Origin of the sequence: Roseobacter insulae (genome assembly GCF_019375555.1) — a bacterium.
GTDB classification, from domain to species: domain Bacteria; phylum Pseudomonadota; class Alphaproteobacteria; order Rhodobacterales; family Rhodobacteraceae; genus Roseobacter; species Roseobacter insulae.
Genome location: NZ_JAHXDN010000003.1, coordinates 347,723 through 364,877 on the forward strand (window position 1 = coordinate 347,723; position 17,155 = coordinate 364,877).

The 17,155-nt window shown below is 61.5% G+C and carries 15 protein-coding genes; 4 read left to right on the forward strand and 11 right to left on the reverse strand.

Annotation, left to right across the window (positions count from 1 at the left end; all coding sequences use genetic code 11):
* Window positions 1-8: 8 nt before the first annotated feature.
* From KX928_RS13185 to KX928_RS13200, 4 genes are all read right to left on the reverse strand, one after another.
* Window positions 9-629, reverse strand: a complete 621-nt coding sequence (locus tag KX928_RS13185) for a nucleotidyltransferase family protein (RefSeq protein WP_219503164.1) — start codon at window positions 627-629, stop codon at window positions 9-11.
* A 41-nt stretch (window positions 630-670) separates the two neighbouring features.
* Window positions 671-3,088, reverse strand: coding sequence for a GcvT family protein (locus KX928_RS13190; RefSeq protein WP_219503167.1), 2,418 nt, complete (start codon window positions 3,086-3,088; stop codon window positions 671-673).
* Between the two features lie 179 nt (window positions 3,089-3,267).
* Entirely contained in the window at window positions 3,268-3,723 is a 456-nt protein-coding gene (locus tag KX928_RS13195) for a carboxymuconolactone decarboxylase family protein (protein WP_219503182.1), read from the reverse strand.
* Between the two features lie 13 nt (window positions 3,724-3,736).
* Complete coding sequence (locus tag KX928_RS13200; RefSeq protein ID WP_219503184.1) at window positions 3,737-4,255, reverse strand: RrF2 family transcriptional regulator; 519 nt, start codon at window positions 4,253-4,255, stop codon at window positions 3,737-3,739.
* A gap of 256 nt (window positions 4,256-4,511) precedes the next feature.
* On the opposite strand from KX928_RS13200, the gene KX928_RS13205 reads away from it, so the two are divergent.
* Window positions 4,512-6,932 (forward strand): GcvT family protein, encoded by a 2,421-nt coding sequence (locus tag KX928_RS13205; protein ID WP_219503187.1) that lies wholly within the window; start codon window positions 4,512-4,514, stop codon window positions 6,930-6,932.
* A gap of 905 nt (window positions 6,933-7,837) precedes the next feature.
* Here KX928_RS13205 and KX928_RS13210 read toward each other — a convergent pair.
* Window positions 7,838-8,113, reverse strand: coding sequence for a hypothetical protein (locus KX928_RS13210; protein WP_219503190.1), 276 nt, complete (start codon window positions 8,111-8,113; stop codon window positions 7,838-7,840).
* A gap of 414 nt (window positions 8,114-8,527) precedes the next feature.
* On the opposite strand from KX928_RS13210, the gene KX928_RS13215 reads away from it, so the two are divergent.
* Window positions 8,528-9,001 (forward strand): GNAT family N-acetyltransferase, encoded by a 474-nt coding sequence (locus KX928_RS13215; protein ID WP_219503194.1) that lies wholly within the window; start codon window positions 8,528-8,530, stop codon window positions 8,999-9,001.
* A 277-nt stretch (window positions 9,002-9,278) separates the two neighbouring features.
* Here the strand turns inward: KX928_RS13215 and KX928_RS13220 are convergent, their stop codons facing one another.
* The 5 genes from KX928_RS13220 to KX928_RS13240 form a co-directional block, all read right to left on the reverse strand.
* Window positions 9,279-9,914, reverse strand: coding sequence for an aspartate/glutamate racemase family protein (locus KX928_RS13220; RefSeq protein WP_219503196.1), 636 nt, complete (start codon window positions 9,912-9,914; stop codon window positions 9,279-9,281).
* The gene (locus KX928_RS13225) at window positions 9,911-10,750 is read right to left on the reverse strand and encodes an ABC transporter permease (RefSeq protein WP_219503199.1); all 840 of its coding nucleotides are present in this window, start codon (window positions 10,748-10,750) and stop codon (window positions 9,911-9,913) included. The genes KX928_RS13220 and KX928_RS13225 overlap by 4 nt, the downstream gene beginning before the upstream one ends.
* Window positions 10,751-11,572 (reverse strand): ABC transporter permease, encoded by an 822-nt coding sequence (locus KX928_RS13230; RefSeq protein ID WP_257883793.1) that lies wholly within the window; start codon window positions 11,570-11,572, stop codon window positions 10,751-10,753.
* 90 nt (window positions 11,573-11,662) lie between these two features.
* Window positions 11,663-12,922, reverse strand: a complete 1,260-nt coding sequence (locus tag KX928_RS13235; RefSeq protein WP_219503206.1) for an ABC transporter substrate-binding protein — start codon at window positions 12,920-12,922, stop codon at window positions 11,663-11,665.
* 25 nt (window positions 12,923-12,947) lie between these two features.
* The gene (locus tag KX928_RS13240; RefSeq protein ID WP_219503210.1) at window positions 12,948-13,934 is read right to left on the reverse strand and encodes an ABC transporter ATP-binding protein; all 987 of its coding nucleotides are present in this window, start codon (window positions 13,932-13,934) and stop codon (window positions 12,948-12,950) included.
* A 232-nt stretch (window positions 13,935-14,166) separates the two neighbouring features.
* On the opposite strand from KX928_RS13240, the gene KX928_RS13245 reads away from it, so the two are divergent.
* Window positions 14,167-14,865 (forward strand): GntR family transcriptional regulator, encoded by a 699-nt coding sequence (locus KX928_RS13245; protein ID WP_219503211.1) that lies wholly within the window; start codon window positions 14,167-14,169, stop codon window positions 14,863-14,865.
* Complete coding sequence (locus KX928_RS13250) at window positions 14,862-15,692, forward strand: GNAT family N-acetyltransferase (protein WP_219503216.1); 831 nt, start codon at window positions 14,862-14,864, stop codon at window positions 15,690-15,692. Before KX928_RS13245 ends, KX928_RS13250 begins: the two co-directional genes overlap by 4 nt.
* A gap of 106 nt (window positions 15,693-15,798) precedes the next feature.
* On the opposite strand, the gene KX928_RS13255 is transcribed toward KX928_RS13250, so the two are convergent.
* On the reverse strand, window positions 15,799-17,106 hold the full coding sequence (locus KX928_RS13255; protein WP_219503218.1) for an HlyC/CorC family transporter: 1,308 nt from the start codon (window positions 17,104-17,106) through the stop codon (window positions 15,799-15,801).
* Window positions 17,107-17,155: the final 49 nt, after the last annotated feature.

The following is a 17,155-nucleotide window of genomic DNA, read 5'->3' on the forward strand; positions in this document are numbered from 1 at the left end:
CCGTTTTTTTATGCGGGCCGTGCGGCAAGCCAGGCCGCCCATGCCTCGGGCGTGTCCAGATCGCAGCGCGCGTGGTTGCCGGGCAAGGGGACAAGCGTCATGCGGTCTCCTGCGGACTCGACAATCGACCGGCCGCCGCTGTCGCCCGTCAGCGCCGCAAAAGCGCTGAAAAGCTCTGCGGCAAAGACAATCGGGTGCCCCGGTTCCCCGCCTTCCGTGACGCCGCGCCAGATCAGTGTTTCGGATGTTAAATCAACGGCCTGCAAGACGGTCCTGAGGTCCTGCGCCGTCAGTTCCGGTAAATCCGCAAGCAACAGCATCGCTGCCGGCGCCTTGGGCGGAAGCGCGGCAAACGCCGCGCGCAGACTGGCGTTCATACCCTCAGAGGCATTGGCAACGGGAATACGGTTGACGCCCAACGCATCGAGGCACTGATACCGGGGGTGGGGCGCGGGCGGCAAGGCCACGAGGACGGGACCGGCGGTGACCTCACAGGCCATGTTGGCCTGTCGGCGTAGCAAAGGCATCCCGTCGACCTCTTCCAGCAGCTTGTCCGCGCCCCGCATACGTCTGGACTGACCCGCGGCAAGCAGGATAATGGGAAGATCGCAGGGTGCCTGCTCGGTCATGTGCCCTGCATACAGCAGTTGGCAGCCCAACAAAAGCGGCGCTAACCGCGCATGCGCGCGCCGTCCGGGTCAAACAACGGCCGGGTAATCACGCGCGCAGGGCGCATCTGGCCCAGGATTTCGATCGCGACATCCGGTGCCTCGGCGACGCGGTCGGATGGCAGGAACCCGAAGGCAACGGATTTGCCCGCATGGTGGGAGTAGCCGCCCGAGGTGCAAAAGCCCACCACCGCCCCGTCCAGCCAGATGGGCTCATACCCCTGAACATCCGCGTCGTCGGCATCGACCTCGAAGCTGACAAGCCTGCGCGCCGGGCCTGTCGCCCGTTCCGCCTCCGCCGCGGCGCGCCCGATAAAGGCATCGTTCTTCTTGAAGCTGATGAACCGGTCCAGCCCGGTTTCCGCCGCGGTGTAATCGGGTGAAAACTCGGCCATCCAGCTGCCGAAGAACCGGTCAAGCCGCAGGGACATCATCGCGCGCATGCCGAAGGGAACCATCCCGAGCGGTTGTCCCGCAGCCCATAACGTGTGCCAGAGCGTGCGCTGGCCCGTCGCGTCGCAGTATATCTCGTAGCCCAGATCACCGGTATAGCTGACGCGCTGCACAATGCAGTCCGTCATCCCCACGGTCAGCCGGCGCAGGTCGAGAAACCGCATGTTGCCAATATCCGCGCGCGTGCAGGCTGCCAACACGTCGCGCGCCCGCGGCCCGGCAACCTGAAAGCCGGTGCGCCTGTCGGAGATGTTTTCGATGTGCATGCCGTCTTCGAGGTGTTGCAGGAACCAGCGCCAGTGAAAGGCCTGCGCGCCGTAGGAGGCGGTCAGCTGAAACTCCGTCTCGCTCAGGCAGGACATCGTGAAATCGCCGATCAGTTTCCCCTTGGGCGACAGCATCGGCGTCAGGCTGAGGCGGCCCGGCGTCGGAACGCGGCCTGCCATGATACGGTTGAGCCACGCCCGCGCCCTGGGCCCCGTGACGCTGTATTTGCCGAAGTTCTGGACCTCGTTGATACCAACGCCGTTGCGTACGGCCTGAACTTCGCGCGCGGTGGCCTCGAATGCATCGGAGCGGCGGAAGGAGGGCGTTTCATAGGTTGGCTCGTTGCCCTTGGCGAAGTAGTTGGCCACTTCCAGGCCGTACTGCTGGCCCCAGACCGCGCCCATCCCGGTAAAGATGTCATACATCGGTGTGGTGCGGTTGGGCCGTGCTGCGGGGAGTTCTTCGTTCGGATAGGCAACCGAGAAGCGTTTTTGATAGTTTTCGATCACTTTCGGCAGCGTATAGCCGGGGCTGATCCAGTCACCGAAGCGGGCGACATCCATGGCCATCGTGTCCCGTTCGGGTTCCCCCTCGATCATCCATTGCGCCAGCATCAGGCCGACCCCACCGCCTTGCGAGAATCCGGCCATGACGCCGCAGGCGGACCAGTAATTACGCACACCGGGCACCGGACCCACCAGTGGGTTGCCATCGGGGGCAAAGGTGAAGGGGCCGTGAATAACGCTTTTCACGCCCGCCCGTTCCAGATCGGGAAAGCGTTTATACGCGAAATCAATGCTTTGCTCGATCTTGTCAAAGTCGTTTGGCAACAGGTCCTGTCCGAACTCCCACGAGGTGCCGTCCACCGCCCAGGGCCGACAGGGCTGTTCGTAAAACCCGATGCACAGGCCGCGACCTTCCTGACGCAGATAGCTTTCGCCAGCAGGGTCCATCACATGCGGGTGCTCGTTGCCCCCGGCCGTCATCTCAACAATCATCGGCACGTCTTCGGTCACCAGATACTGGTGTTCCATCGGGTGCAGAGGGAAATAAATGCCCGCCATCTTGCCCACTTCGCGCGCCCAGAGGCCGCCCGCGTTGACGACGTGTTCGGCGTGGATGGTGCCGTTGTCGGTCACCACGTCCCAGGTGCCGTCCGCACGCTGGTTCGTTTCGCGCACCATGCAATGGGTTTCAATGGTGGCCCCACCCATCCGCGCCGCCTTGGCATAAGCATGGGTTGTGCCGGAGGGATCGAGATGCCCGTCCAGCGGATCATACAGCGCGCCGATGATTCCGTCTGTGTTGGTTACCGGCGCGATCCTGCGGATCTCCTCGGGGCCGACGATTTCGGTCTCCATCCCCATGAAGCGGTGCTTGGCGCGCTCGGCCAGCAGCATGTCGAAGCGGTCCTGGTTGTCGGCAAGCGTCACACCGCCCACGTGGTGCAGACCGCAGGACAGCCCTGTGATCTCCTCCAGCTCCTTGTAGAGCCGGATGGTGTAGCCCTGCAGCGCGGCCATATTGGTGTCGCCGTTGAGCGTGTGAAAGCCACCCGCGGCGTGCCATGTAGAGCCAGAGGTCAGCTCGGAGCGTTCCAGCAGCATAACGTCCGACCATCCCAGTTTGGTCAGGTGGTACAGAACCGAAGCGCCAACGACGCCTCCGCCGATGACGGCAACACGGGTGGTTGTTTGCATGAGTGTCTCCGACTTTGCTTTGGTCAGAGGGTCTCCGCTGGACCCGGGTGCCGCTATCTTGAAAACGACACATCCTGCCGTTTCATGAATATGGTTCAGCCGGTCGATGCCGTGACACCGACCGGCGTTTGCAGCCTTCAACCGGGCGCGAGCGGTAGTTAAACCGCCGCGCAGCGGTTTCAGGCCGCAATGTCAACGGGGTGTTGGGTGCGAAACCCAACTGCCAACCGGTTCCAGATGTTGATGGTCCCGATCGCAACGCTCAGATTGGTGATTTCCGTGTCTGAGAAATGAGCGCGCACCGCGTCATAGGCCGTATCGGGCGCCCCTGTGTCGCTGACCGAGGTGAGCGCCTCCGTCCATTCCAGAACCGCCCGTTCCCGCGCGTCGAAGACCGACGCTTCCCGCCATACGCAGACCAGTGCGATCCATTGTTCGCTCAACCCGTCGTTGCGGGCTTCCTTGGTATGCATGTCCACGCAAAACGCGCAGCCGTTGATCTGCGAGGCACGCAGTTTCAAAAGGTGCAGCAACCTCGGGTCGATCCCGGATTTGGTCGCCACAAATTTTTCCAGCGCGTACACCGCCTGCACGGCATCGGGTGCGGCTTTCATGTAGTCAAGTCGTTGGTGCATCATCCTGTCCTTTTCAATTTGTGGATTTGGGTTTGGGTTTCGGATAGCGCAGGTGCGCATCGAAGAACGCGCAACCGCGCGCCGCGGTGGAGCCGTCATCCTCGGCAAGCAGTTGCTGGATCAGGTCGGATACAGTGACCGATCGCAATTCGTTCCGATAGGCGCGTTCCGCCCGTAGCATGGCGGCGTTGATCTGGCAGGGCCGTCTGAAATGCCGCGCCGGGAGGGGATCAGGACCGTTTTGCCTGATCTCCTTGCAGCGAAACGCAGGTTCGTGCCCTTCGACGGCCAGCACGATGTCGAGCAGCGTGATGGCATCGGCGCCGCGGGCGAGGCGATAGCCGCCGCGTGGTCCGGGCACTGTCTGCACGATACCGGCCCCGGAAAGCGCCTGCAGGTGTTTCAGCAGGTAGCTGACCGAGACCCCGTGAAACTCTGCCATTGCGGCCGCAGAGAGAAGGCCACCCTCCGGCATGGATGCCAGAAGGGTCACGCAATGTATCGCCTGCTCAACGCCATCGCCAAGTTTCATATTCTGCCTCTGCTCGAATCATGGATAAAATATATCTATGATTATGACAAGATCAAGCGCAAACCGACAGGCTCGGAAAACCACGTGATTACGGCTGCGCGGTGCGGATGGCAGGTTAGGATTTCTGCGCGCCGGTCGCGCCCGATTGATCGCGGCTCTTGTACGCTTGCGACGGAATATGTCGCCAATGCGCAAACCGTGCGGGACACGCTGCGCCAGTATGCCCGGCAGGACAGTCACACAGGATCACCCCGTCATGCGTACCCATGCCCAGGCCGTTGTCATCGGAGGCGGCGTCATTGGCTGCTCCATCCTTTATCATCTCACCAAGATGGGGTGGCGCGATGTCATGTTGCTGGAGCGGGACGAACTGACATCGGGCTCCACCTGGCATGCGGCGGCCAATATTCACGGGCTGCATGACAGCACCAACATCAGCCGCATTCAGCACTATACGATGAACCTCTATAACCGCCTGGAGGCTGAAACCGGCCAAAGCTGTGGCGTGTTTCAACCCGGCTCCCTCTATCTGGCGCAGACCGAGGCGCGGGAGCATCAGCTGCGGCTACAGGCGGCAAAAGCCAGATTATACGGCATGAATTTTCACGAGGTCGGTCGCGATGAGGCCGAGCGGCTGCATCCCCTGGTGAACTTCGATGGTATCCGCTGCATCATGTGGGAGCCTGACGGCGGCAATGTGGACCCGTCCGGGGTGACCAATGCCTATGCGGCGGGCGCGCGCCAGAACGGGGCGGAGGTCATTCGGTTCTGTCCGGTGACGGGCACGGAACAGCAGCCAGACGGCACGTGGATTGTGCGCACGCCAAAGGGCGACATCCGGACCGAGTGGGTGGTGAATGCCGCCGGGCTCTGGGGGCGCGAAGTGGCGGCGCTGGCGGGAATCGAGTTGCCGCTTCAGCCGACCGAGCACCAGTATTTCGTGACCGAGACAATCGCCGAGATCGCCGCGATGGACCGGCGTCTGCCCTCCGTGGCGGATCGGGACGGGGAATACTACCTCAGGCAGGAAGGCAAGGGCCTGCTGGTGGGCGCCTATGAAAAGGACCTGCGGTTCTGGGCAGAGCACGGCACTCCGCAAGGTTTTGGTCATGAACTCTTTGCCGATGATCTCGAACGCATCGAAGATAACATGATGCGCGCCATTGACCGTGTGCCAGCCGTGGGTCAGGCCGGGATCAAGCGGGTGATCAATGGTCCGATGATCTGGTCGCCGGACGCAAATGTGCTCTTTGGCCCGGTGCCGGAGGTGTCGAACTACTTCTGCTGCAACGGGATCATCCCCGGCTTTTCGCAATCGGGCGGTATGGGTCTGCTGGCGGCGGACTGGATCGTCACCGGTGAAACCCGATACGACATGTTCGCGTGGGACATAGCGCGCTTTGGCGCATGGGCAGACAAGGCTTTCACCAAAGCGCGGGTCGGGGATCAATATGCCAACCGCTTCAAAATTCACTTTCCCGGCGAAGAACGCGCGGCAGGCCGACCGATGCGCAGGCGCGGGGCCTATGACCTTCAGAAGGGCCTTGGTGCGGTCTTTGGCCTGAACTACGGATGGGAACATCCCCTGTGGTATGCCGACACGCCCGGGACCGAAGACACCGACGGGTTTACACGTCAGAACTGGTGGGCACCGGTGGGACGCGAATGCCGAATGCTGCGCGACAACGCCGGCATCATCGATATTTCCAACTTCGCCAAGTATCGCTGCACAGGTCCCGGTGCCGAAGCCTGGCTGAACGCGGTGTTCGCCAACACCATGCCCGGAACCGTGGGCCGCTCCTGCCTGACGCCGCTTATTGGCAAGCGAGGCGGGATTGCTGGCGATTTCACGGTAACCCGGCTTGCAGAAGACGACTTCTGGATCATCGGATCAGGCATGGCGGAGCGATACCACCAGCGGTTTTTCAAAGCGGTACCGCTGCCCGAAGGCACCGATTTTGTAAGCATGACGGAAGCCTATTGCGGGTTCAACGTGGCGGGGCCGAAGTCGCGCGAGATGCTGCAGCGGCTGACCAACGCGTCGCTTGCTACCGAAGATTTTGCCTTCATGCGGTCAAAGTGGATCGATCTGGCGGGCATCCGGGTGCTTGCGCTGCGGGTATCCTTCACCGGCGATCTGGGATGGGAACTGCATTGCGCTGCCGAAGATCAGGCCCGGCTTCTCGAGGTCTTGCTGCAGGCGGGCCGGGCCTTTGAGGCCGGGCCGGTGGGGTCGCGTGCACTGATGAGCCTGCGGGTGGAGAAGGGCTATGGATCATGGAGCCGGGAATACAGCCCGGAGTACTGGCCGCAGGAAGTGGGGCTCGCGCGTCTGTGCAAAATGGACAAGAATTTTCTGAACAGGGAGGCGCTGGCGACCACCATCGCCAAGGAGGCGCGTGAACATCTGGTCTTGTTGGCCTTGGACAAGGATCAGACCGACGCCGCCAACGCGGATGCGACAGGTGGTGAGCCGATTTTCAGGGGTGGCAGGGGAATTGGCCGTGTAACCTCAGGTACTTACGGCTACACGGTCGGTACGAGCCTCGCGCTGGGATTTGTAACCGGCGCAGAGGCGGGTGATGAAGTCGAGGTAATGGTTCTGGGCCAGCCACATAAGGCGACAATCCTGCATGAGCCCCCCTTTGACCCCCGCGGGACGCGGTTGAGGGCGTGATCCCGACGCGGGTCAGGCGACCATTTTGCGGCCAGGGTCGAGGTGCCGCGACATCGATGAAGAGCGGCCATCAACGCGCACCTGCTGTAACCACAGGTCATCCGGACCGACGACTCCGTGCTATCTGCGGTCTTGTTTCATCAGTCCATGAAGGGCACGCCTTCAACCGAGGCTTGCATAGGGCGGGAAACGGCGGCAGCGAGTTGCCTGCGAGGCCCGGGCGCCGATCTGCGCCCGCGACAGGGGCCATCGCGATCACAGCAACCAAGCGCCGTATCCCATTAACAAGGCCCCGCCGATTGCTTTCATCAGCACAATCCATTGAAACGCGATCAAACCGGGAGCCCACTTGCCCTGATCCATTGCGAGACAAAAACCGTGCGCGATCCACATGAGCCGGGCTTGAAGAAACGCAGCGGCGAAAGAGGCCCCGACGCCATATCCTGCAAGAACTCCGAACGCCCCATAGTCGAACACAAATCCTGCAGCGGTGCCGAGGCGCCGCACGACCCCCGATAGATCGAGAGCGTCGCGGCACTGGGCACCAGATTATCCGACAACCCCCACAGAGCCCGCAGCGAGACGGACTTGAGGCCATCGGCGAACCGGATGAAGACCATCGCGGATTGGCGACGACCCACACCCCGGCCTCGATGTCTGACGCGCGAACGGTTGCCTGTGATTGGTACGAGAAACCGGAGACGGAAGTGTCCGGGCGCGGGCGGCCGCCGTTGCTGGTGAGCTCGCCTGCACCTGATCTGACACATCGATCATCACGACCTGTCCGGTCCGGTCGTCCATCGTCAGATCTTCTGTCGCGCCAGGTTGATCATTGGGATGGCTGCCCGCGGCCAGGCTTTCCGGCGTGTTCAGATAGTGGTTCGGGGTGTTGAACCTGGTCCCATTTATGCTTCTGTATGAGGATCGCGGTTGATGCTAAATGGCCGTCGTTGGTTTTGGCGGACGACGACAGGATGGAGCACAGCCTGATGATGGAAGCCGGCGACCGGTCGGCTGTCGCCCATTGGGCTTTCAGGATCGGGTTTCGTCACATCATCCCTACGCGGCAGGAATGTCAGGATCGGGTGCGTCAGGCCGAAGAAAGAGAGATCTTGGACCAGCCCCGCTTGGGCAGTTGACGTCAGTGCCAGGGCCGAGAATATAGTCGTTGCGATCGTCATGCGCGTTTCAGGGTTACCTTGAGAGTTTTTCGACTATGGGCGCATGGGGCGTGTCGGTCGGAAAACCATCGGCTTGCTGCCGGTCCTTGCCACGCACCCGCTGCAAGCACCGGGGTGCTACAGGCATCCGGGGCCGAGGTCGCAATGTGGCCTTTCCGAAACGCGCATAAGGGGTGCGTTGCCGCAAGATGAGGTGTCGCCTATGCGGGGATGCGCGTGACTGGCGCGACCTGTTACGCCCGTCGTGATGAACCTGAGCCGATCTGTCGAATGACTATTGCAGCTGCGCCTTAAGTCGGCTTCAAGCCATAGCCAGATGTGCAGGCTCTCCGAAGGCGCAACCCCGCCGTTTTCAGGCCTGCCGAAACCGCCGCTGCCATCAGCATTCCGTCTTCTGTCCGGAGGGATTTCCACATGAAAACCGAGATCACGTTTACCCGGCTGCCCCGGATTCGCCCGGATGAAATTATCGCCCATATGAATGATCCGCGGGTTGCCGAGCATATGCCGCTCCTCACAGTCACATGGGACCGGGCCGCCGTCGCAAAATTTGTCGTCGGCAAGGAAAGAAACTGGCGCCGCGACGGGCTTGGTCACTGGGCGTTCCTGTCGAATGGCCAGTATGTCGGGTGGGGCGGGTTCCAGAAGGAAGGTGATGAATGGGACTATGGTTTGGTGCTGAGACCGGATGCGTTTGGACTTGGCCGACAAATCTCGCGGAAGGCTATCGCGTTTGCCGTCGCGGATGCGCGCATCCCGTTTGTCACCTTTCTGCTGCCGCCATCACGAAAGAACTTAGGCGCTCTGGATCGTCTCGGAGCGAAATTCGTCGGCGAAGTTGACTATGACGGAACGCCATTCTTGAAGTTTCGCCTCGATACCGAGTGAGGGTGCCAATCGTCCGGAATGGCGTTCATCGGCGGTTTGTCTCCACCTCCGCATTCGACAGGCCCTTGGGCTGGCGTTGATCGCTCGGGGGCTGTCCGGCCCTTTTGTTCTGTGGTCATCGCGCTCCGAGACTGGAAACGCGCACCGGGTCAGGCGCCGGTCCCGGGCCGAAGTTGAGTGATGAAGGCATCGCGGGCGTCAGGCTCAGGCCACGTTGACAAGAAGCATCCGCGCACCGGACTGTGATGTGAAGATCAGCGCCGCCCATAGGCCACTGTCAAAGCTGGCCTGCAAAACATGCGGCGGCGCGCACGCCGTCGATAAGGCGGATTGGGCCGGCCCTTGCCGCCTCCTGCACAATATCAACCATGCCGCCGCAGCCGAGGACAACAGATTGCACGTTGTCTTCCCGAACCGCTGTCTGAACCTCGGCGATCACCTGATCCGAGGCCGATTTTGACTGCTCTTCCAGCGCCAGCACAGGGATGCCGCTGGCACGCACGTTCACAAGGTGCCGGTCGAGACCATAGCGGATGATGTTTGCCCGCAGTATGGGCACCGAGACATCAAGGGTTGTGACAACAGAGAAGCGTTCTCCGGTCAGCGCCGCAAAGTGATAGGCGGCCTGACCGATGCCGACGACCGGGCAATCTGCAATTTTGTGGGCTGCATCGAGGGCGGTGTCATCAAAACATCCGATGATGATCGCAGATGCGCCGCGATCCGACGCTTCGGCCACGAGCTTCAGCAGCGGTGCCGCGGCCAGCCGCCCGTCCGCCTCACCCTGGATGGCGGGCGGTCCGTCATGAGAGGTCCATCCCTCGAACTGTGCGTCGGGGGCCGCGTCGCGCGCGGTGCGCAGCATCGCCTGGGTCATCGAGGCGGTGCTGTTGGGATTGATCAGGACAATCATACCATGCCCTTGCCCGCGTCCGATCCGGCGCGGGCCTTGCGTCGCGCGCTGAGAAGCGCAAGGCACAGGAACAGTCCGATCATCAGGAGCGAAAACACCGTTGTCAGGGTGCCCAGGGCGTAGAGCACGGGCGTCGTGACATTGGTGGTCATGCCGAAGATTTCGAGCGGCAACGTGTTGTAGCTGCCTGAGGTCAGCAAGGTCCGTGCAAACTCGTCATAGCTGAGGGTGAAGCCAAAAAGCGCCACCCCGATCAGCGAGGGCCCGATGATCGGCAGCACCACGTGGCGCAATGTCTGCCAGGACGAGGCGCCGAGGTCCCGGGCGGCTTCCTCGTAGCTCTTGTCGAAGCGGTTGAAGACCGCGAACATGATCAGAAGGCCGAAGGGCAGGGTCCAGGTGAGTTGTGCGCCAAAGCCGGATGTGGACCAGTGCACCTCAAACCCCGATTGCGAAAAGATCAGCCCGACACCCAGCGAGATCAGGATCGAGGGGATCACCAGCGAGGTGATAATCAGGTAGAACAGCAGGCCGGAGCCGCGAAACTTCTTGCGAAAGGCCAGCCCGCCCATCACCGAAAACACAACCGTAGTCACCATGACCATCAGCCCCAGCGCGAAGCTGCGGCGAAAGCTGCCCCAGATATCACCCACGGCCTGCTGTTCGAACAGGTCCCGGAACCAGTGCAGGGAGGTGCCGCGCATCGGGAAGGTCAAGCCGCCGCCGGGCCCTTGGAACGACAGGATCGCAATGGTGATCGTGGGCCCGTAGAGGAACAGCAGGAACAGCGCGAAGAAGGTGGCGAGAATGTAGAAGGATCTGGGACGCGGTTCCATTTACAGCTCCTTCCTTATGTCGACGAAGCGCAGCAGGATGCCGATCACGATCAGCACCGTCAGCAACAGCACCACGGCCGTGGCCGAGGCGGAGGGATAGGCCAGCAGCGCGATATCGTTCGAGATGAGCCGCCCGACGTTGGCGGACTGGCTGCCGGACATGAACCGGACGGTGATGAAATCGCCCATCACGAGGGTGACCACGAAGATGGTGCCGATCATGATGCCGGGCTTGGTCAGCGGAATGATCACGTTCCACAGGATCTGTGCGCCTGACGCGCCCGCATCCCGCGCCGCCTCGATCAGCGATTTGTCGATCCGCATCATTGTGTTGAAGATCGGCACCACCATAAAGAGCGTGTAGAGATGCACGAAGGCGAGGATCACCGCGAAGTCGCTGAACAGCAGCCATTCGAGCGGTGCATCGATGACGCCCCACGAGATCAGCGTGGAATTGGCGATACCATTGCGCCCCAGAAACGGGATCCACGAGATCATGCGGATGATGTTCGAGGTCCAGAAGGGGATGGTGCACAGCAGAAAGAGCACGATCTGCCAGGTCAGGCTGCGCACGTGAAAGGCGAGGAAATAGGCGACGGTAAAGCCGATGCCAAGCGTGAATGCCCATGTGATCGCCGCGTATTTGAACGTGTTGAGGAACACCCGGTACGTGACGTTTGAGCCGAAGAGGAATTCGTAGTTTTCCCAGACGAAGGCGGGGACAATCGAGAATTCGGTGGCTTGCCAGAAACTGACGATCACGATCATGATAATCGGCAGGACAAGGAAGAACATCAGCACCGCCATGATGGGCAGCGCCATCAGCCATCCGACAAAGGTATTGTTCTTCAGCACGTTGGGACTTTCCGGGGCAGGGTGGGACGGGCACATCCGCGCCCATCCCAGTTGGTGTCAGGCCGCGATGAACTCGTTCCACTTGCGGACCATGTACTGGTTCTCGTCCATCACCGCGTTCCAGCAGGCCACGGCCCCCATGCGGTCCTGGAAGGAGCCGCCGTCGCGGGTTTCGCCTGCCTGCGCCAGCGGATCGCCGAAGGGTGAGGTGATCGTATCCGTGGCCTCCTTGCCTTCGAACCAGTAGCCCCACTCGTTCTCGGACATGAAGTTCTTGGAGGTTTCCGGCACGGCCGAATAGTAGCCCTGACGCATCAGGAAGCCGCCGACCCATCCGTCGAGATACCAGTTGATGTATTCATAGGCCGCGTCCCGCTCCAGCCCGGTCAGCGCCGCGGACAGGCCAATGCCGCCACCCCATGATCGGTACCCTTCTTCCAGCGGCTGGTAGACGCAAGGCACGCCCTTCGACTTCACCGCCGTGATCGCGGGTGACCACATCGACTGGATCACCACCTCGCCGGAGGCCATCAGGTTCACGCTCTCGTCGAAGGACTTCCAGAAGGCGCGGAACTGGCCGTTCTTCTTGGCCTCTGTAAAGATCGCCATGGTCAGGTCGATCTCTTCGCGGGTCATATTGCCCTTGTCGGGGTATTTGTACTCGCCCATCGACTCGACGACCATCGCCATGTCCATGATGCCGATGGAGGAGATATCGAGGATCGACGCCTTGCCCTTGAACTCGGGGTTCAGCAGTTCGGACCAGTTGTTGATCGGCCGCCCGATCAGATCGGGGCGGATGCCCAGCGTGTCGGCGTTGTAGATCGTCGGGATCAGCGTCATCCAGCCGCTTTCATTGTCGACGAAATCCTTACCATCCGGACCGGAGGTAAAGCCGACCGTATGCGGCGCGGTGCCCTGGGCGATGGTGCTTTCGGGGGTCAGTTTGCCATTGCGGAAGATGCCCACGATCTTGTCGTAATTCTTGATCTTGGAGGTATCCATCGCCTGCAGGTTGCCGGTGGGCCAGACCTTCTTGCAGATCCAGTACTCGATGTCGGCGATGTCGAAACTGTTGGGTTGCGTCGCCGCGCGCTGGGTCACGCTGTCGCTGTCGAGCGCCGTCATTTCCAGCGTGAATCCAAGGTCTTCCTTCACCTTCTGGGCGACCTCGTTGAGGTTTGACACCCCGGTGCCGAACTGGCGCAGGGTCACATCCTTGATGTTCTGCGCCCAGATCATCGGGGCGCCGAGGGTGCTGCCGGCGGCGAAGGCTGCGCCGCCCTTGAGCACGTTGCGTCGTGAGATTTTGGTCATATGTCTTCTCCTTGTCGGGTGTGGTCTAGGCCGTGAGCTTATGCAGATTTGCGGGATCCCAGATCAGACCGACCTGATCGCCTGGGTTGAGTGGGTTGTCGAAAAAATCGCCTTCGGGAACCAATGCGCTGACCTCCTGGTCGCCCGCGATCATGGCGGAAACCGAGACATGCGCGCCTTGATACTCCACGCCGAGGATGTTGCCCTGCATCGCGCCCGCATCCGGGGCCGCGATGCCGATGGCGTCGCTGCGGATGGCAAAATGCCCGTCGGGCAGGGCAATCACGTTATGTCCGCCGATGAATTGCGCGACGAAGGCGGTGGTCGGGGCGTTGAAGACCTCGCGCGCGGTTCCGGCCTGTTCAATCACCGCATCGTTCATCACGACAATCTCGTCGGCGAGCGCCAGCGCCTCGTCCTGCCCGTGGGTAACATGAATGAAACTGATGCCGAGTTCGCGTTGCAGTTTGCGCAACTCACCCCGCATCCGGATGCGCAGAAAGGGATCAAGGGCAGAGAGCGGTTCATCCAGCAGCAATACCTGCGGCCGGGTGATCAGCGCGCGGGCCAGGGCTACCCGTTGTTGCTGCCCGCCGGACAGCTGGTCGGGCAGCCGGTCGCTCAGGACGCTGAGATCAACCAGTTCCAGCATCTCGCCAGCCTTCGCCAGTCGCTCCCGTTTGTCGACGCCACGCATCTTCAGGCTGAATGCCACGTTCTCGGCCACGCTGAGATGCGGAAACAACGCGTAGTTCTGAAACATCATCGCCGTGCCGCGTTTGGCTGGGGGCAGTTCCGAGATGTCAGCCCCGCCGAGCAGGATCGTCCCGTCCGAGACGATTTCATGCCCGGCGATCATGCGCAGCGTCGAGGATTTGCCACATCCCGACGGACCCAGCAGACACGCATACCCGCCGGGCCGGAACTTGTGGCTGATGGCATCGACCGCCACCGTCGCGCCGTAGCGTTTGGTCACGGACACCAATTCCAGTTCCTTGATCTGTGCTGTCATAAATCCCCCGGTGCGGTTGATGCAGTGAAGTCTCCTGGCGCGCCGCAAGGCAATTTCGGCTATGCGATTTTCCCCCACGCTGCCTGCGGCTGCTGAAATCTTTTGCGCTTTGATCTCTCTGTGATTAAAAATTGAACACAAAATTGTATACAATACAAGTTTCCGTTGGATACGCATGAAAGGCTTGAGGCGCGCAAACCGCTCTGCCATGTGGGAATGACGAGGAAGCATTATGAGCCGCAGCACAGTCACACCGCAGTCCCAACCCGCGACCAGCGACAGCATCGCGCGGGCGCTGTCTCTGGCCATCCATGAACATCGTATCGCGCCGGGCACGAAGCTGGGTGAGGATGAACTGGCAGAGATCTACGGGGTGTCGCGGACGGTGGTGCGGGCGGCGCTGCAGGGGCTTTCACATGTCAAGCTGATCGACATCAGGCGCAACAAGGGGGCGAGCGTCGCCTCTCCCTCCCTGACCGAAGCGCATGAGGTTTTCGAAGCCCGGGAACTGTTGGAACCCCGGACGGCCCGCAGTGCCGCGGCACGCGCCACGCCGGAGGATATCGCCTTGCTGGAACGTCATATTGCGGATGAACATGCCGCGCTGGAGGCCGCCGACCCCGGGCGGGCGCTGTATCTGTCGGGGCTCTTTCACAACGAAATTGCCCGGATCGCCGATCAGGCCACGATTGCGGGTTTCATCGAAACCCTCGTGGCGCGGTCGTCCCTGATCATCGCGCTCTACTGGCGGCGGGAAAGCGCCTTGTGTGAAAAACACGCGCATCACGCATTGGTGCGCGCCTTGGCTGAGGGTGACGCTACGCAAGCCGAAGACCTGATGCGGAGCCATCTTGTTGACCTGCATTCCGCCCTCGACCTGCGGGAAAGGAATGCACGTGCCCCGTCGCTGAAAGAGGCCTTGTCGCAATGACCGTGCGGCCAATGACTGTGGAGGATCTGCGCGTGGTTCTGGACTGGGCCGCCGATGAAGGCTGGAACCCCGGTCTTGACGATGCTGCGGCCTTTCATGCGGCCGACCCGACGGGTTTCCTGATCAAGGAGGTCGACAATGCATCGGTTGCCGCCGTTTCCGTCGTGAACCATGACACGGATTTCGCCTTTCTTGGGCTGTACCTGTGCAGGCCCGAATTCCGCGGGCAGGGGTATGGGATCGAGGTCTGGCGCGCGGGGATCGCGCACGCGGGTTCCCGTTGCATCGGGTTGGATGGCGTGCCGGAGCAGCAGGCGAATTATGCGAAATCAGGATTTGCGAAGACCGGCAGCACCGTCCGCTACAATGGGCACCTCGACCGGGTTTCAGACCCGCGTGTCCAGCTGGCCACGACCCGCGAACTGCAGCATCTGGTCAGCTGCGATGCACGCGCGTCCGGTATGACCCGCACCGCCTTCTCGACGACATGGCTGTCGTACAGGCCAACACGCCAGACCGTTGTTCTGGTCGAGGGATCAGACATCAAGGGCTTCGCAACCTTTCGGCAGTGCGGGCTGGGATGCAAGATCGGCCCGCTTTACGCATCTTCAGAAGTGGACGCACTGGCGCTTTTGGGGGCCCATCCGGTCGCTGCATCATCGGATCCGCTGTTTGTCGATGTGCCCGGGCATGACACCGCGCTGGCGGTTTTGCTGAAGCAACATGGTTTCGAGCCTGTCTTCGAAACCGCAAGAATGTTCACGGGCATCCCGCCGGCCAGCGCACCATGGGCGTTCCAGGCCATCGCAACGATGGAGCTTGGCTAGACGGCGCAGGACGCCCCGCATCGCCCTTCACCGAATGTGTTTGCCGGTCATCCTGCCGCGCATAAGATCGCCAGTACCAGCTCAGCAGCGCTGCGCGTTGCGTCTGTCAGAGCGGTCTGATCTTGAGCTCGGTGATCCTGTTGCCATCCCGCGCGATCACTTCGAAGCGGAACCCGTGGAAGGAGAAAACCTGACCGGACGTGGGGATCATCTGGGCTTCGTGGATCACCAGTCCGGCGACGGTATTGGCCTCTTCATCGGGAAGGTTCCAGTCGGTCGCGCGGTTGAGGTCGCGGATCGTCATCGCGCCATCCACAACGAATTGCCCGTCGGGGCCGCTTTTGACCGCGTGATCGGCATCGGGGTCGAACTCGTCGGTGATCTCGCCCACGATCTCTTCGAGGATGTCTTCGAGGGTAATCAACCCCTGCAGCGAGCCGTATTCATCCACCACCAGTGCAAAATGCGTATGACGGCGCAGGAACTGGCGCATCTGTTCGTCGAGCGTCGAGGTTTCGGGCACGAAGTAGGGTTTCATCGCCACGTCGGTGATCTTGAAGTCGCGCAGCTTGGCGGCATCGCCTTCCGGCCCGCCGATGATCCGGTACATGGCGCGCAGCAGATCCTTGGCGTGGATCACCCCGATGATGTTTTCCGGATCGTTGAGATAAACCGGCAGGCGGGTGTGGTTCGAGGTCAGACATTGCTCCAGTATGGCCTGGGGGCTGTCATCGGCGTTGATCATCTCGATGCCGGAGCGGTGCAACATGATCTCTTCGACAACCCGGTCATTCAGATCCAGCGCGCCGAGGATGCGGTCGCGATCCTCCTTTTCCACAACCCCTTCGGAATGCCCCAGTTGCAGGGCGCCGGCAATCTCTTCGCGCACGGCCAGAATATTGCTGTCCGGGTCGATCTTCACGCCGAAGATGCGCAACACGCCCCGCACCAGCACCCGCACCGCGGCCACGACCGGCGAAAAGACGGTCACCACCAGCGAAATCGGACGCGACACCAGTGCTGCCGCTGTCTCGGAATTGGTGATGGCGTAGGTCTTGGGCAACACCTCTGCAAAGATCAGAACAAGCAGCGTCATCACCAGTGTCGCCAGCGCCACGCCGCTTTCCCCGAAGGCACGGGTAAAGATGGCGGTGGCCAGCGAGGCGGCGAGGATGTTCACAAGATTGTTGCCCAGAAGCACCGAGCCGATCAGACGCTCGTTGTCTTCGGTGATTTTGAGCGCACGCTGAGCCCCGCGCGACCCCTTGTCCGCCTGTGCGCGCAATTTGCCGCGCGACGCCGCGGTCAGCGCCGTTTCGGAACCGGAGAAAAATCCGGAGAGCACCAGCAGAAAGAGGATCACCCCACAGGTGAGCCAGAAAGATTGATCAAGCGTTGCGGTCGCCGTTTCCATTTGGAATGTTACCTTTAAGAGAGACTGTTTATGTATGGGCATGGCGCTT

Coding starts and splice junctions, on each gene's coding strand:
- KX928_RS13225 (WP_219503199.1), bottom strand. CDS start 10,750: ATGGAACCGCGTCCCAGATCCTTCTACATTCTCGCCACCTTCTTCGCG.
- KX928_RS13190 (WP_219503167.1), bottom strand. CDS start 3,088: ATGCAAACAACCACCCGTGTTGCCGTCATCGGCGGAGGCGTCGTTGGC.
- KX928_RS13210 (WP_219503190.1), bottom strand. CDS start 8,113: ATGACGATCGCAACGACTATATTCTCGGCCCTGGCACTGACGTCAACT.
- KX928_RS13255 (WP_219503218.1), bottom strand. CDS start 17,106: ATGGAAACGGCGACCGCAACGCTTGATCAATCTTTCTGGCTCACCTGT.
- KX928_RS13215 (WP_219503194.1), top strand. CDS start 8,528: ATGAAAACCGAGATCACGTTTACCCGGCTGCCCCGGATTCGCCCGGAT.
- KX928_RS13240 (WP_219503210.1), bottom strand. CDS start 13,934: ATGACAGCACAGATCAAGGAACTGGAATTGGTGTCCGTGACCAAACGC.
- KX928_RS13205 (WP_219503187.1), top strand. CDS start 4,512: ATGCGTACCCATGCCCAGGCCGTTGTCATCGGAGGCGGCGTCATTGGC.
- KX928_RS13230 (WP_257883793.1), bottom strand. CDS start 11,572: ATGGCGCTGCCCATCATGGCGGTGCTGATGTTCTTCCTTGTCCTGCCG.
- KX928_RS13195 (WP_219503182.1), bottom strand. CDS start 3,723: ATGCACCAACGACTTGACTACATGAAAGCCGCACCCGATGCCGTGCAG.
- KX928_RS13200 (WP_219503184.1), bottom strand. CDS start 4,255: ATGAAACTTGGCGATGGCGTTGAGCAGGCGATACATTGCGTGACCCTT.
- KX928_RS13250 (WP_219503216.1), top strand. CDS start 14,862: ATGACCGTGCGGCCAATGACTGTGGAGGATCTGCGCGTGGTTCTGGAC.
- KX928_RS13235 (WP_219503206.1), bottom strand. CDS start 12,922: ATGACCAAAATCTCACGACGCAACGTGCTCAAGGGCGGCGCAGCCTTC.
- KX928_RS13220 (WP_219503196.1), bottom strand. CDS start 9,914: ATGATTGTCCTGATCAATCCCAACAGCACCGCCTCGATGACCCAGGCG.
- KX928_RS13185 (WP_219503164.1), bottom strand. CDS start 629: ATGACCGAGCAGGCACCCTGCGATCTTCCCATTATCCTGCTTGCCGCG.
- KX928_RS13245 (WP_219503211.1), top strand. CDS start 14,167: ATGAGCCGCAGCACAGTCACACCGCAGTCCCAACCCGCGACCAGCGAC.